The following is a 13,904-nucleotide window of genomic DNA, read 5'->3' on the forward strand; positions in this document are numbered from 1 at the left end:
AGAAGGCCTCTTGCGGGGCCTTTTCCTTACTTGCTAAATTTTCTATAAAGTCATCCGGTATTTTGGCATAACGCTTACCCTTTTGTGGTACTTCATGGTTAAGTGCTCTGCGGCTTCATTATTGGTGTGCTTATCCCCATTACGAATAAATAGGGTATTACTTTGTGTAATAAACTTGATGAGGTGGTTAACCTCTTTATCGATTTCACTTGCGTGACTAAATTGGCTACATAATACGAGCAAGGTAATGCAAAGCCGATGTAGGTAATGCATATTCTTGAACATTGAGGAGTCTTATTTTTAGTTAACGTAGATACCATTTTAAGATAACCATTACCTGATTAAGTCCATGTAAAAAAGTGTTGCCAGCTCTACTATTTGCCTACAAAGCTATAACAGTTTCTTACCATTTGATAGAAAACTTATGTATACAATTACAACTCTTAAATACATAAAAAGGACAAACCTGATGAAGGCGTTAATCACATGTTCAATAGTACTGATGCTGAGTGCATGCTCGTCGGTGACGATTCAGCCGCAAAAAATTGCTAAATTGAGCGCTAAACCAACGTATCAAGATAGTCGCCCCTTTTTTATGTGGGGACTCGTTGGCGAAGAGCGTGTGGATGTGAAAAAAGTATGCGGCGATCAAACTGTTGTACAAATGCAGTCACAACAAACAGTGACAGATGGCGCTTTAGGGTTAATTACATTAGGCATTTATGCGCCTCACACAGTTAAAGTATGGTGTGATGAGCAACAAGCCGCAGGAAGCATGTTATGAAAAAATTAACGGTATTAGCAGCTAGTTTAGTGATACTCAGTGCGACTGGGTGTACCAATATTCATTTTGATAATGGCGCATATACAGCGTCAGAGACAGCGAATAAAACAAAACAGTGGCATCACAATTTTGCACTTGGCTTATATGAAGGCTCCGATGCGATTAATTTATCGCAAACGTGTGTGGATGGTCAGTGGCAAAGTGTTCATACGTATAAATCATTTGTGAATGGTTTAGCTGAAATGGCTGTGAATGAAGTAGGCCCTGTTTGGTACCCTAAAACTGTCGAAGTCGACTGCGCTAAGGTACCTTACAAGGTGCAATAATTACTCGTAACGCAGTGCATCAATAGGATTTAGCCTTGCTGCTTTTATAGCCGGGGCTAGTCCAAACACAATCCCAATTAACGAAGTAAAGCCAAACGACAGCATAATCGCCCAACCAGGTATATAGGCATCAGGCATGCTCGGCACAGAGAGTGAAATAAGCGCAGCGGCGCCATAGCCTATAGCAAGACCAATTAAACCGCCAAAGAGTGATAACACCACGGCTTCAACTAAAAATTGCAGCATAATAAAACCAGGAGTTGCCCCCAGTGCTTTCAGCGTGCCTATCACACGGGTGCGTTCGGTCACTGAGACTAGCATAATGTTCATAACACCGATGCCGCCTACCACTAGACTTATACCTACAATACCCGCGGTGATAGCGGTGGCGCTGCCGGTAAACTTATCGACATTGGCGCGGGCTTTTTCTGCAGTTTCAAACTCAAAATCGTTTTCTTCACCGTCTTCGAGCTTATGTAGCTGACGCAAAATACGAGTAATTTTGGCAAGCACTAACTCTTCGTCACTATTTTCTTTTAACCTAAACATAATTTGCACGTTGCTGTTACTGCTAGCCCCTTCAAGTGCGCTCATGGTACTGATAGGAATATTAATGTAATCGTCTTGATCAAATCCCAGCAAACTGCCTTGTTTTTCAGCAACGCCAATAATTCGAAACCATTCACCGCCCAGTTTTATGTATTCACCAACGGGGTTGTCAGGGAGGTTTAATTTCTCGATAATTGAAGGGCCAATAAAGGCAACGCGGCGGCGTTTCTCGTCATCTTCAGCGCGAATAAAACGACCGAGTTCAGGAAATGTGCGGTATGCTTTTTGATAATCTTGTTCGGTGCCCATCACCCGTGATGAGTGGCTTTTATTACCGTACTCGGCGCCCCCAGAAAAACGCCACGTAAACATTAAAGCGGTAAATGTTTCGGCTTCTTTTACCCGGGCTTTTAAGGTTAAAAAATCGCTGTAGGTGAGCTTTGCATTCTTTCCCACCATTTCTTGTTCAATGCTGGTAAATGGCTTAATTGAAGTAACATCAGGTGCCATGTCGGCTAACTGGTCGTTGATTTGCTTGGTAAAACCTTGCATAACGGCAACCACAGTAATCACGGCCGCCACACCTATAATAATACCTAAGCAAGTTAAAGCACTGCGCATGGCATTGGCTTTAATAGCCATGAGTGCTGCTTTAGTGCCTTCCATAATGGCTATAGCAGATTTAAACATGTTGTTTATCTCCTTCGCCTTTACGCACATCACTAACCACTTTTCCATCTACTAAACGAATCACTCGTTGGCAATGATCGGCAATGTCTTGTTCGTGAGTCACCAAAATAATGGTGTGGCCTTCATTATGTAGCTCATCAAATAACGCCATGATCTCGGTGGTAGTTTTGCTATCGAGGTTACCGGTAGGTTCATCACCCAATAAAATGTGCGGTTTAGTCACTAGTGCACGGGCAATGGCAACCCGCTGGCGTTGCCCACCTGACAATTGACTTGATAGATGATCAACTTTATCACCCAGGCCCACACGCTTGAGAGCTTCAAGTGCTTTTTGTTTACGCTGCTTAGCAGGAATAAAACGATACACCAGCGGTTGCATCACATTCTCAAGCGCAGAGGCACGTGGCAATAAATTAAAGCTCTGAAAAATAAACCCCACGCTCTCATTGCGCTGATGCGCAAGCTCCGTCTCAGTCATGCTTTTTACAAGTTTATCTTTTAAAAAGTAATCACCACTGGTTGGGGTGTCTAAACAGCCGAGTAAATTCATCAAAGTGGATTTACCAGAGCCGGATGGACCAATGATCGCCACATATTCGTTTTCATCAATAACAACGTTGACATCATCGAGAGCTTTAAATATTTGCTCACCCATTTTGTATTGTTTGTTGATGTGTTCAAGCCTAATAACCGCCGACATTTTTACGCATCCTCAGTAATAGGCTGTTTTACTTTTACGGTATCGTTTTCTTTTAGCTTACTGACTGGGCGAGCAGGGCCAATAACAACGCGCTCACCTTTAGTTAAGCCTTTGGTGATGGCTTGCTCTATGTCGGATGAAATACCCACTTCGACATACGCTTTGCTGACAGTGTTATCGTCGTTTAAGCGCCATACAAAAAATTTATCATCCTCTTTTTGTACTGCTTCTATGGGGAGTTTTAAACCATTCACAGCAATACTCGTCGCAATTTCCGCACGACAACTCATGCCGGCATAAAGTTGTCTGTCGGTGTTATCAAGCAGCACTTTTACACGAAACGATAATCCCTGAGAGCCAGGCTGGTTTTTAGCCGATGTGCCGATATTAATCACTTTGCCTGTGAAAGGTTGGTTCGGGTAGGCAGCGGCATAAATATCGGTGTGCTGATCAAGCTTGATGCCAGCAATATCGGTTTCATCAACCCTGAGCTCTGCCAAAATAGCGCTCGGATCGGCAACCAGCATTAAGTCAGAGCCAATAATATTGGTGGTGCCTGCTATGACCGTTTCGCCTTCTTTAATATTAACAGAGGCCAATAAACCACTCATTGGGGCGCGAAAAACACTTTTACTGAGTCTATCTTCAGCAATCGACAGTGACGCTTTAGCCTGATTATAGGCTTCACCACGGGCTTCTATATCAATTTTGGCAAGGTCACGGGCATTTTGCAGGTTTTCATACACTTCTTGGCCGGCAAGGCCTACGTCGTAGAGTTCTTTTTGACGCTTTAACTGTCGTTCAATATTTTTGAGGCGTGTTTTGCTGTGCTTAATTTCAATTTCGCTGGCACGTAAAACCGCTTTATTACGTGTTACTTCAGATTCAAATGCGGTGGTATCAAGGCGCATTAAAATATCGCCTTGCTTAACACTTTGGCCTTCTTCTACAAACACCTTGTCTACGCGGCCTGTCACTTCAGAACGCAGTTGTACTTGCGTATTAAACACTAAGTTACCGGAGGCTAAAATAGAGTCGGCAATACTGCCTTGTTCAACCTGTGCGATATTAACTTCAGGCGCGTCTTTACCGCCAGTGATTTGCTTTGACACAATTAAGGCAACAAACGCAGCAGTCGCAAGGATGATGATAATGGCTTTTTTCATTGTTATTTCCGTGTGTTTTGTGGGTAACGTTAATTACCCACGCACTTTTAAACGAGGGCTATCACAGTCCATATTCCGTAGATTACAACGCTTGGCAGAGCTGCAAAAAGGAGTGCTTTGTTGAAGCTAAAATTAGTCCAGCATGTTAAGCCAATAGCCGCTAAGGCAATGCCCCAAAGGCTAAAAATATTTAAACTTTCAGTCATGGTATAAAACGGGTGACCTAGCTCTAAGCCAAGTAGTAATTGATTTACTGAGGCGTAATTAAATAAATTGATTGATAGTTCATTGGTGCTTGCCGTCAACACTAATGCGATGACACCTAAGCTTGAAATAATCATGGGCATCATGGTCCACAAACCAAAGCCATACCATGCACCATAGCCGTAATTTGCTTCAGGGTCTTGTTTTGACACTAATAAGTAATACCCGGAAATAAGTGCGTTGATAATAATAATACCGAAAATACCTCCGCCAATAGCAAACCAAACTTGGTGATCAATACCTTGCTCCATACTTTGACGAATCATCTTCTTTTCGCCAATGGTGGCATCAACCGTGGCCGCGGCGACCTGTTGTTCTAATAAAAATTGCGGATCAGCTTTGCTGTAAAACAAATAACTACTGGCAACAAGTGCCGTTATAATCAGCGCAAACGCAAGCCAGGACCAACCTTTGGCTTCTTTTATGCCATTGAAGGCTTTAGTCGGTGTGATAAAAATATCGACACACGCAGATAGGGCATTGGTTGATTTCATTATTATTATTCCTTTATTTAGTGTTTTATACCCAAGCCCCTGTGAAACGCTGAATTCTGCATCTTGAGGTGGATTGGACATTTAGGTACAAATCTTAAGGCTATTAATACCTTATTATGTAGGTAGAATAAAGCATAATCAGTATCTGTACACGACAATAGTGTAACAACCTATTAACGTATGGGTATTAATTGAATAATAAATGGAATGAGGCAGAAATAATGATCAGCACTGAGCGAAAGATAGATGAATTAGTCCTTGGGTTTTGGCGTTTATTAGATTGGCAAATCTCACCGCAGCAATGTTTAACTTTTCTTGAACAAGCGATTGAAGCAGGTATAACAGAGACTGATCACGCCGATATTTACGGTCAATATGGTTGCGAGGCAGAGTTTGGTAAAGCCTTGGCATTAAAGCCAAGTATTCGTGATGACATTAAAATAATTACTAAGTGTGGTATTAAACCAGCTTTTCCCAGTTTAGGCCTTGATGGGAAAGCTAACCATTACGACTCAAGTGCACAGCACATCATTGCTTCTGCACAGCAATCGCTTAAGCATTTTAATACAGACCGTTTAGATGTATTACTGATTCATCGTCCTGATTATTTAATGCATGCTGACGAAATGGCACACGCCTTTAACACCTTAAAACAACATGGTGATGTGTTGGAATTTGGTGTGTCTAACTTTACCCCTTCACAATTGAGCTTATTGCAGTCACGCCTAGACTTTGACTTAGTGACTAACCAGATTGAATGCTCACCCTATGAAATGAAAGCGCTTGATGATGGCACTTTAGATCAATGCCAGCTGCTTGATATTAAACCCATGTTTTGGTCACCGCTTGCTGGCGGGCGTCTATTTTCAGGCAGCGATGAAAAGGCGATACGTTTACGCCTTGTGCTTGAACAAGTAGCGAGTGAAATTGGCGCAAGTTCGATTGATCAAGTGGTATACGCATGGTTACTAATGCACCCAAGCGCGCCATCGGTAGTACTCGGTACAGGTAATATCAAACGTATTGAATCGGCAGTAGCCGCCAAGCAGTTAAAACTTAACCGCGAACAGTGGTACCGTATTTGGCAGGGCTCTACAGGACATAGCGTGCCTTAATTGTCACATCGGCTCATATAGCTTTACTGTTTGAGTCAATCTTATACCGCTATATGAGCGATAATATCACCACCCCCATTATTGTAATTTATGCAGTCAGTTTGGCTCATGTCGTTTTTGTCCAATATGACAGCTTCTTCCCATTTTTATGTCTATTTGAACTTATACAGCCTGAACCTTAGTTAACTAATTGTTTACAAAATTGCATTTAATCGATAATGTTAATGTATTGTCATATATGGATATTTATCCGTTTATAAAACGGCAAATATTGCAGACAACATGGTTATGTACTCATTTAAATTAAACATATAGGGATATTTTATGAAAACACTCTCACTAATTTTCTTTTCAATTTTGGTTTTAGGATGTACTTCAACCCCGGAAGTCGTTTTAAACCAAGCGCCAGTTGAAGTAACAAATGACAATGTTGGTCAATACTGGGTGCTAAAAAATAAAAGGTTTAGTGTTAATTTACCTCTAAGACGGGCCCCAAAAAAACTTGAAGAAGGGCATGTTACTTTACGTTTTCTCATAGACTCCAATGGCAATACATTTGACCCAGAAATCATCGAGTCAGTACCTGCAGGTATTTGGGATAATACGGGAGTTAAAGCGATGTCAAAGCAAGATTTCATTCCTGCCAAATCCAATACCCTCAGCGTTCCTGTGTATTTCACTCAGACGATATTTTTTAAGTAAAGCACTTAAAGGGGGCGTCATTGGCTTGGCGTTCCTATGTATTATTGTCTCTTAGTGATGAGTTTAAGGTGAAAGCTACCTGCGTCACAGTCTTTGGTGCTATAAACCGTGCTGTTGTCTGATGGCACTATTAACTGACGCAGAGTGTTGTTATCAATCATTAAAATGAGATAGGGTGAGTTGTTATGTGGATATTCCAACAAAGGAGTGTATATGAAAGTGTCGTTATTAATCCCTTTATTCTTAGCCTTTGCCAGTACAGGTGCTGTAGCTAAAAATAAAACTACTTATGCAGACATATAAGTTACAGATGTAGACCCCACCAGTGACTTTATTTGGCAGCGAGCAAATCAAAATACGCCCAAATACCCAGTCGAGCTAGCTCGTTCAGGGTTAAGAGGCTGCGCTGTTTTGGCCTTTAATATTACTGACTCTGGTAAAACCGAAAATGTTGAGGTTATTAATACTTTGCCTAATAAGCACATAGGTAAATATTCTCGCAAAATGTTGAAAAAATGGAAGTGGGTACCTGCAGCAACAGAGACGGCTCCAGAAAAGAGAATCTTAAGGTTAGATTTTTGTATGGGTGGTGAATCTATTGAGCAGGCTGAACAGGCTTGTAAACAACAAGCAAAATTAGCATGTAACTAATTAAAGGTAGGTGGCGTCTATTTTCTTGAGCAAAAATAAAAACTAACAGTTGGCTCGCCTATCGCGCAGATTAACGAGGCAATGGTTAGTTTTTGCTTAGTTTAGCAAATACCGCCAAAAAATAGTGTGCATTATGACTACATGTAAGAAATGTAAAAGCAAAATTGTACCTAAATTAGTCGGTTCAGGTAAATCTGCCGCTTATTTTTGCCCGTTTTGTGGCGCTTCTCAAAGCCGATTTGGGCTGAAAGAGTACTATCTTATATTTATAGCTCTGCTGTTATTGTGGTTTGCCGCTTTTTTTAACCATCATATCGGGGCTGGAAATGTTATATGGTCACCGTTAATGCAAAAGTCGGTATTACTGGTATTGGCTTCTATTGCTGGTTTAATTTTTACTTTCTACCAAGGTTTAAAAAAGCATAAAGGGCGTTGGAAGCTTTATAATTTCTTGGCTTTTATAGGACTGGTTTTGTCTATAGCGCTGTCAGCATCCCAAGTTTGGGGGTTATAAAAAGAGGGAGTCAGTTAATCGCTACTTTCTTTTAACTTGTGCCTATTTTATGTAGCATGATCGAGTCTATTTTTTAAAGGAGTTTCGCCATGTTGCGAACAATGTTATCTGTAAGCTTGGGATTAGCGGTCAGTATGGGCGCATATGCCAGCGATGTAATGACCCCAGAAAAGCTTTGGCAAGTAAAGCGCGTTAGTGCGCTGGGTTTAAATCAAGACAAAACCCATGTGATTTATAAGGTGACCACGCCGAGTGTTGAAAACAACGACTTCAATAGCAAAGTTTACCAAGTGCCACTTAAAGGCGGTGAATCTCAGTTATTAGAAGCCTACCAAGGCCTTTTGATTGATCGCAGTATATCCCCTGATGGCAGCAAAAAACTGTTCCATGAAAAAGTGAAACTAGAAAAGGTATTAGCATCCGACCGGTATAAAGAGCTTGGTCAGGCTAATGCATATGTGTTTGATGATTTAAACTATCGCCACTGGGATACATGGAAAGACGGCAGCTTTAAGCATGTATTTTATCAAGATTTAAAAAGCGAAGAAAAAGTCGACATCATGAAGGGAATGGCATTCGACAGTCCAACGTCGCCATTTGGTGGGGCTGCTGATTATACCTGGGGGCCAAAAGGTGAGAATATTTACTATGTGAGCAAAAAGTTCACAGGCACTGAGTATGTAAAAAGCACCAATACCGATATTTATCGTTATAACTTGGCTAGCAAAAAAACTACAAACATCACACAAAGTAATTTAGGCTATGATAAATACCCCGCGTTCTCACCAAAAGGACACTTAGCGTGGTTGCAAATGGATGAGCCAGGCAATGAAGCGGATAAGAACGATATCATTGTTAAAGTTAAAAACCGTGAATTTAACTTAACAGCGCACTGGGATGGCACAGTAAACAGCTTTAAATGGAGCCATGACGGTAAGCATATTTATTTTGTGGCGCCAACTGATGGCACAATCCAGCTATTTCAAGTCTCTGTAAATACGAAAACCAAAGCGAAACCTAAAATAAAACAGCTTACCAATGGCCAGTTTGATGTAAACAGCATTGTTGCGGTGTTAGATAATCAATTAGTGGTTACGCGTAACAGCATGAATGCCGCAAGAGAAATTTACCGACTTGATTTAAAGAGTAAAAAACTGGTTGCATTGACCAAAGAGAACAACGAGTTTTATGCCAACCTTGAGTTACCTAATGTTGAAAAACGTATGGTAAAAACCAAAGACGGCCAAGACATGCTCACGTGGGTTATTTACCCGCCTAATTTCGATAAAAGTAAAAAATACCCAACCTTATTGTATTTACAAGGTGGTCCTCAGTCTGCACTGTCGCAGTTTTACTCTTTTCGGTGGAACTTCCAAGTAATGGCCTCACAAGGTTATATTGTGGTGGCACCTAACCGCCGTGGTATGCCGGGTCATGGAGTTCAATGGAATGAAGATATAAGCCAAGATTGGGGTGGTAAGGTAATGCAAGATTACCTTGATGCCATTGATGATGTAGCAAAAGAATCCTATGTAGATACGTCTCGCATTGGTGCAATTGGCGCAAGTTATGGCGGTTACTCTGCATTTTATTTAGCAGGTAACCACGAGGGCCGCTTTAAAACCTTTATAGCCCACTGTGGAATTTTTGATTTACGTAGCATGTATGGCACAACTGAAGAGTTATTTTTTGTAAATAACGAATTAGGCGGCGCATACTGGGAAGAAAATGCCGCGACTAAAAAATCATACGGTCAGTTTAACCCAGTAAGCTATGTAGACAAGTGGGATGCCCCGATGTTTGTGATTCACGGTGGTAAAGATTACCGTGTACCGCTAGAGCAAGGCATTGCCGCTTTTCAGGCTGCAAAATTACGAGGTTTGCAAAGCCGCTTTTTATACTTCCCTGAAGAAAATCACTGGGTGCTAACACCGCAAAACGGGATTGTATGGCAACGTGAATTCTTTAAGTGGTTAGATGAAACCCTGTAGTTAAATGCTCATTATGTTTAATAAAAAGCCAGTACGTGAAAATTTGCGCATTGGCTTTTTTATTGAGTCTTACCCGCTAGGGCAAACATCAGTCACAGTGAATACAACTAAGGAGTATCCATGTTCGCAGTTATATTTAGGGCAAAACCAGGTATTCAGGATGATGAATACGGTAAAACAGTAACAAAAATGAGAGAGCTTGCATTTGAAAAGTACGGCTGCTTGGATTTTGTTGCTGTGACAGAGGGCGATCAAGAAATTGCAATTTCGTACTGGGAAAGTGAAGAAGCAATCAAAAATTGGAAGCGTGATCCAGAGCACGCGCTAGCCCAAGGCATTGGCCGTTCTAAGTGGTATGAGTCATACAGTGTGCAAGTGGTAGAAATAAAACGTGAGTATACGTTTAACGGATAACGCATGTTTCCTTTTTTATTTGTTAAAAAGTTGAGAAGGATTGGCGCGGCTGGTTTTTGTTTGAAAAGGTAAAGACCAGGCGCTCGACTTCCCACGTTATTTAAGAGCCTTGATTTTGAACATAAATGGCCATAAGTAAAGTATCAGATTTAATAGCCGAAATCAGCTTACCTGAAGAATCTAAACTTATTGATTTGGAAATATACCCTTTGAATACAGTTCGATCTCCTTCTTCAATCGTTTGCTTACCAGCAGGTTGTATAAAACTAGTTACCCAGATAGGTTTGATTCCCTCTATTTTCAGGTCTAGTTTATAAAAGTTATTGTTATCGACCACGATATGAGAAATAACAGTACCACCAAGGGCGGTGATTTCGCCTTCATATTTGGGATTTAATTCACCATTCAAAAATGGATTATCATTTGCTTCATTTGCAAACTCACCTGCAAAGCAGCTGGCAGAAAAGCATAGTGAAAACACGAATAAAATTTTAAACATAACTCTGATATTTCCTAACTGCATAACAAGGCAGTAGATTAACTTTATATTCTTATTGATGATTCAACCATAACTGAGTTCCTATTTTGGTTCAATCTTACATTTCTATGTTACGTAAAATAGCAATGAGAAGAAGTGATAGAGCTTGTTGTTTTTGCTTGAAAAAGACCTAACCATCAACGGCTAAAAATGCTCTTAATCGACAAGGAGTAATTCGGTTTGTCGACCATTTAAATACCACACGCCGGTTTTATCGAAAATGGCGTCTTCTTCTAGCATAATTCTAATTTCTTTATTCCACGGTTTGATAAACACCGCATTGTTAAGCTCAATTGAATAAGCGGTGTTTAAATGCAGTGGGTAATCGCCATCTCCCGGCACGCCTTGTTGGGAATCCCACATACCTAATGTAGTACCAGCTGCGTGGCCATGATAGCCAAGCGGATGCGTATAAATAGTAGGTTTTAAGCCCTGTGCAATGGCTTTTTCGCGGGCGGCTTTTAATACCTGGTTACCTGTTCTACCTTCACTAAATTCAGCAGTAAAAATATCTTGTAGTTTATTGCCTTTTTTTAACGCATCGACAAGGTAGTCGGGGGCTTGAGTTTCGTTAGGTTTTAACACATAGGCATGCTGTTGTGTGTCGGTGTTTAAGCGCAAATACGTAATACCAAAATCGACATGCAGTAAATCACCTGCTTGAATCACATTATCGGCATAGCCATTGGTAAAGCTGTCTTCGTGATCGAATGATTTACTGTCGGCGCGTTGTATTGCAATACTAGGGTGAAACCATGTTTGTAGTTTAAGGTCTTTTACACGCTCTCTAAACCACCAGACTAAATCGTCGCTGGTTGTTTTTCCCACCGTGATAACTTTGCTGGAAAAGCCCTCAGCAATAATCGTATGCGCAATCGCGACTATGTACTTATACATTTCTATTTCTTGAGGAATGCGTTGCTCCAACCAAGCAACAGCAAGCGGCTCGGCTGATATTATTTTGTTTTTATAAGCACTCGGTAAGTTGGCCATTAAGGTATTGTAATCGCCAAGCACTAAACCATCCGCATGGCCCCAATCGGTAGAGGTATTCAGTGCGATATTGCTTGGCTTGTAGCGTTCAATTATGTCATTAAGTGCTTGCCATTGGTTTGGCTGCGCTTTTTTATCCCAGCCCTTTGTAAATACATTACCTATTTTATAAGGGGCAATAGCGTAGGCATCAACACCGCCTTGCTTATTTTGCACAAACAGTAAAATGGTAGTGCGCCTTGCTGATAACCAGGTTGCAGGCAGCATGGTTTTTAGTATCGGGTCTTCGTTGTATTCACGGCTAATAAGCAGCCACATATCAATGTTGTGTTGCTTCATTAGGGTGGGCATTAACGTGTTAACCCTGAGCTCGGTGATATTATCGATAAACGCAGCACGTTCTTTCATTGATAAAATAGTCGGCACGTCATTCCCCTTAGCTAAAGGGCTTAATACAAGTGTCGCCAGCAAGCTTACGCAAAGCATGAGTTGTTTAGTAAGGTGCATAATTGTTTTAATTTTAGGCTAATTAATTTATAACATGCCTGAATAACTGCGATAAACAAACAATTTGAGATAAATCGCAGGCAAGTGAGAAAAGTGCTGAGCGATTATTTCATTCGTGGTTTCAATTTTCGTTCGCGACAGTTCATCTTTTCTCAAAGCGAAATTAACTTATACACATTTAACTTCATAGACAGTTTTATCTTTGGCTTTTCTTAAAGAGGTCGAAACAAACCTTATTAAGCACTCAGGGCTGTAATTTGTAATGCTATTAATCACCTCCGTGTCTAATCGGCCTTCAATAAAACAAAAGTTTTTAGAGCACTTTCCTCTATCATGAAGCCCATAAAGCTCACCTGTTACAGGGAGTAACTCTTTCATTTTTTGTCCTGATGACGCTTCTAAATTTTCATACCATACTCTGAAAAGGCCTGAGGTATATAAGCTATCGGTGAGAAAATAATGAGCAAATACCTTATCCTGCTCATCTACTTTCTCTAAAACGATATCATCTACACAGTATGTTCTAATGTCACGACCGAGAGAGCGTTTTCGATAACCACAATGAGTGTTAACCTCAGTTTTTTCAAGTTCTGATAAAACGCCTTTATATAAGTCACTATTAAGGTCAATAGGGTGCCCTAGGACTATATCAGTTATCGCCTTTTCAAATGCTAGATGATCTTCATCAGTATATGCTTTACGCAACAAATAGCTTTTGAGTGCAATTGCTTCTGTTGCTCTGCCATTTTTAAGTGCTGGCGTATTTTTTAAGTTTAAAATCTTCTGATGCAATTCTGCTTTTTTATCATCGGTATTCGGCTTATCTTTTGATAGTGGCTTATCAGCAACCTCTTCGCGAACTTCTAACGTTGTGGCGTGACCACGTTTTTTATCTTCTGAAACAACTTCGTCTCTATTGCTATCTAACAACCCCGTAAGTTGCAAAGAGACATAAATTAAAACACCTAAAATTATTAAAAATGAGAGCTTCTTCAATTTACCTTCCACTATATTTATCATATTAACGTCAATACATAAACCATTGTTTGTAAGTGTTTTTTAGGTTAGTTCACTTTGATTGGTTTTACAAGGTAGCGTTAAATAGCCTGTTTTATTCCTTTGCTAACTTACTCAATAAAGGGTCTCGATTGTTCAATGGGCTTTCTTACTTTCACTTGAAAGTTTTTACTCAAAATTAGTAGGCGAAATACAGTTTGTATCAATAGGATGGGTAAGGTGGCTTTATAGTAAACTCAGAGCTTGTGAGTAATGAGCATTCAAATGAGTGCCCATTAACAGTGCAGTTTATTGCGCCGCAGCAAGTGCGCGGGCTCTAATGTCTGCGGCAAAAGTTAAGCCTTTTTTAAAGCTTACCTCAGCAGCATTGATTTCACTTGGTTCACCATTAGCAGCTAATACAGCATGGCTAAGTGCATTATATAAATGAGTGATTTGCGTTTGATACGCCGATTCAATCGCCTGTTCAACAGTCGTCATTATTGTTCC

Annotated in this window: 17 protein-coding genes; 8 read left to right on the top strand and 9 right to left on the bottom strand. The window is 40.6% G+C overall.

Going from position 1 to position 13,904, the window contains the following annotated elements:
- Window positions 1–42: 42 nt before the first annotated feature.
- Entirely contained in the window at window positions 43–285 is a 243-nt protein-coding gene (locus tag ACFI4Z_RS11425; RefSeq protein WP_462670697.1) for a DUF5329 family protein, read from the bottom strand.
- A gap of 184 nt (window positions 286–469) precedes the next feature.
- On the opposite strand from ACFI4Z_RS11425, the gene ACFI4Z_RS11430 reads away from it, so the two are divergent.
- A complete protein-coding gene (locus ACFI4Z_RS11430) occupies window positions 470–784 on the top strand; it encodes a Bor family protein (protein ID WP_462670698.1) in 315 nt (104 codons plus the stop codon).
- Window positions 781–1,110, top strand: coding sequence for a Bor/Iss family lipoprotein (locus ACFI4Z_RS11435; RefSeq protein ID WP_462670699.1), 330 nt, complete (start codon window positions 781–783; stop codon window positions 1,108–1,110). The genes ACFI4Z_RS11430 and ACFI4Z_RS11435 overlap by 4 nt, the downstream gene beginning before the upstream one ends.
- Here ACFI4Z_RS11435 and ACFI4Z_RS11440 read toward each other — a convergent pair whose 3' ends face one another.
- The 4 genes from ACFI4Z_RS11440 to ACFI4Z_RS11455 are packed head-to-tail and all read right to left on the bottom strand — an operon-like array spanning window position 1,111 to window position 4,973.
- The gene (locus ACFI4Z_RS11440) at window positions 1,111–2,349 is read right to left on the bottom strand and encodes an ABC transporter permease (protein ID WP_462670700.1); all 1,239 of its coding nucleotides are present in this window, start codon (window positions 2,347–2,349) and stop codon (window positions 1,111–1,113) included. It lies immediately after the preceding gene.
- Window positions 2,342–3,049 carry an ABC transporter ATP-binding protein gene (locus ACFI4Z_RS11445; RefSeq protein WP_058561371.1) on the bottom strand — a complete coding sequence of 236 codons (708 nt, stop codon included), beginning with the start codon at window positions 3,047–3,049 and terminating at the stop codon, window positions 2,342–2,344. The genes ACFI4Z_RS11440 and ACFI4Z_RS11445 overlap by 8 nt, the downstream gene beginning before the upstream one ends.
- 2 nt (window positions 3,050–3,051) lie before the next feature.
- A complete protein-coding gene (locus ACFI4Z_RS11450) occupies window positions 3,052–4,215 on the bottom strand; it encodes an efflux RND transporter periplasmic adaptor subunit (protein ID WP_462670701.1) in 1,164 nt (387 codons plus the stop codon).
- 47 nt (window positions 4,216–4,262) lie between these two features.
- Window positions 4,263–4,973, bottom strand: coding sequence for a YIP1 family protein (locus ACFI4Z_RS11455; RefSeq protein ID WP_462670702.1), 711 nt, complete (start codon window positions 4,971–4,973; stop codon window positions 4,263–4,265).
- A gap of 221 nt (window positions 4,974–5,194) precedes the next feature.
- Here ACFI4Z_RS11455 and ACFI4Z_RS11460 point away from each other — a divergent pair, with 221 nt between their 5' ends.
- The 6 genes from ACFI4Z_RS11460 to ACFI4Z_RS11485 all read left to right on the top strand — a co-directional run bounded on the left by ACFI4Z_RS11460 (window position 5,195) and on the right by ACFI4Z_RS11485 (window position 10,360).
- A complete protein-coding gene (locus tag ACFI4Z_RS11460) occupies window positions 5,195–6,088 on the top strand; it encodes an aldo/keto reductase (RefSeq protein WP_462670726.1) in 894 nt (297 codons plus the stop codon).
- Window positions 6,089–6,412: 324 nt separating this feature from the next.
- A complete protein-coding gene (locus ACFI4Z_RS11465) occupies window positions 6,413–6,790 on the top strand; it encodes an energy transducer TonB (protein ID WP_462670703.1) in 378 nt (125 codons plus the stop codon).
- 333 nt (window positions 6,791–7,123) lie between these two features.
- Window positions 7,124–7,441: a TonB family protein gene (locus tag ACFI4Z_RS11470; protein WP_462670727.1), complete on the top strand. Its 318-nt coding sequence runs from the start codon at window positions 7,124–7,126 to the stop codon at window positions 7,439–7,441.
- A 133-nt stretch (window positions 7,442–7,574) separates the two neighbouring features.
- Window positions 7,575–7,955 (top strand): hypothetical protein, encoded by a 381-nt coding sequence (locus ACFI4Z_RS11475; RefSeq protein WP_462670704.1) that lies wholly within the window; start codon window positions 7,575–7,577, stop codon window positions 7,953–7,955.
- Between the two features lie 89 nt (window positions 7,956–8,044).
- Window positions 8,045–9,946, top strand: a complete 1,902-nt coding sequence (locus ACFI4Z_RS11480; protein WP_462670705.1) for a S9 family peptidase — start codon at window positions 8,045–8,047, stop codon at window positions 9,944–9,946.
- A gap of 120 nt (window positions 9,947–10,066) precedes the next feature.
- Window positions 10,067–10,360 carry an antibiotic biosynthesis monooxygenase family protein gene (locus ACFI4Z_RS11485; RefSeq protein ID WP_058561363.1) on the top strand — a complete coding sequence of 98 codons (294 nt, stop codon included), beginning with the start codon at window positions 10,067–10,069 and terminating at the stop codon, window positions 10,358–10,360.
- Window positions 10,361–10,460: 100 nt separating this feature from the next.
- On the opposite strand, the gene ACFI4Z_RS11490 is transcribed toward ACFI4Z_RS11485, so the two are convergent.
- The 4 genes from ACFI4Z_RS11490 to ACFI4Z_RS11505 form a co-directional block, all read right to left on the bottom strand.
- The gene (locus ACFI4Z_RS11490) at window positions 10,461–10,859 is read right to left on the bottom strand and encodes a hypothetical protein (protein ID WP_462670706.1); all 399 of its coding nucleotides are present in this window, start codon (window positions 10,857–10,859) and stop codon (window positions 10,461–10,463) included.
- A gap of 195 nt (window positions 10,860–11,054) precedes the next feature.
- Complete coding sequence (locus tag ACFI4Z_RS11495; protein WP_462670707.1) at window positions 11,055–12,398, bottom strand: M24 family metallopeptidase; 1,344 nt, start codon at window positions 12,396–12,398, stop codon at window positions 11,055–11,057.
- A 168-nt stretch (window positions 12,399–12,566) separates the two neighbouring features.
- Window positions 12,567–13,418, bottom strand: a complete 852-nt coding sequence (locus ACFI4Z_RS11500; protein ID WP_462670708.1) for a hypothetical protein — start codon at window positions 13,416–13,418, stop codon at window positions 12,567–12,569.
- Window positions 13,419–13,703: 285 nt separating this feature from the next.
- Window positions 13,704–13,895: a hypothetical protein gene (locus ACFI4Z_RS11505; RefSeq protein WP_394193358.1), complete on the bottom strand. Its 192-nt coding sequence runs from the start codon at window positions 13,893–13,895 to the stop codon at window positions 13,704–13,706.
- Window positions 13,896–13,904 lie beyond the last annotated feature (9 nt).

The sequence above is a fragment of the Pseudoalteromonas sp. RWi3 genome (assembly GCF_054960735.1).

Bases quoted from the DNA above. Each gene is read 5' to 3' on its own strand.
- ACFI4Z_RS11425 (WP_462670697.1), bottom strand. From the start codon at position 285: ATGTTCAAGAATATGCATTACCTACATCGGCTTTGCATTACCTTGCTC.
- ACFI4Z_RS11430 (WP_462670698.1), top strand. From the start codon at position 470: ATGAAGGCGTTAATCACATGTTCAATAGTACTGATGCTGAGTGCATGC.
- ACFI4Z_RS11435 (WP_462670699.1), top strand. From the start codon at position 781: ATGAAAAAATTAACGGTATTAGCAGCTAGTTTAGTGATACTCAGTGCG.
- ACFI4Z_RS11440 (WP_462670700.1), bottom strand. From the start codon at position 2,349: ATGTTTAAATCTGCTATAGCCATTATGGAAGGCACTAAAGCAGCACTC.
- ACFI4Z_RS11445 (WP_058561371.1), bottom strand. From the start codon at position 3,049: ATGTCGGCGGTTATTAGGCTTGAACACATCAACAAACAATACAAAATG.
- ACFI4Z_RS11450 (WP_462670701.1), bottom strand. From the start codon at position 4,215: ATGAAAAAAGCCATTATCATCATCCTTGCGACTGCTGCGTTTGTTGCC.
- ACFI4Z_RS11455 (WP_462670702.1), bottom strand. From the start codon at position 4,973: ATGAAATCAACCAATGCCCTATCTGCGTGTGTCGATATTTTTATCACA.
- ACFI4Z_RS11460 (WP_462670726.1), top strand. From the start codon at position 5,195: ATGATCAGCACTGAGCGAAAGATAGATGAATTAGTCCTTGGGTTTTGG.
- ACFI4Z_RS11465 (WP_462670703.1), top strand. From the start codon at position 6,413: ATGAAAACACTCTCACTAATTTTCTTTTCAATTTTGGTTTTAGGATGT.
- ACFI4Z_RS11475 (WP_462670704.1), top strand. From the start codon at position 7,575: ATGACTACATGTAAGAAATGTAAAAGCAAAATTGTACCTAAATTAGTC.
- ACFI4Z_RS11480 (WP_462670705.1), top strand. From the start codon at position 8,045: ATGTTGCGAACAATGTTATCTGTAAGCTTGGGATTAGCGGTCAGTATG.
- ACFI4Z_RS11485 (WP_058561363.1), top strand. From the start codon at position 10,067: ATGTTCGCAGTTATATTTAGGGCAAAACCAGGTATTCAGGATGATGAA.
- ACFI4Z_RS11490 (WP_462670706.1), bottom strand. From the start codon at position 10,859: ATGTTTAAAATTTTATTCGTGTTTTCACTATGCTTTTCTGCCAGCTGC.
- ACFI4Z_RS11495 (WP_462670707.1), bottom strand. From the start codon at position 12,398: ATGCACCTTACTAAACAACTCATGCTTTGCGTAAGCTTGCTGGCGACA.
- ACFI4Z_RS11500 (WP_462670708.1), bottom strand. From the start codon at position 13,418: ATGATAAATATAGTGGAAGGTAAATTGAAGAAGCTCTCATTTTTAATA.
- ACFI4Z_RS11505 (WP_394193358.1), bottom strand. From the start codon at position 13,895: ATGACGACTGTTGAACAGGCGATTGAATCGGCGTATCAAACGCAAATC.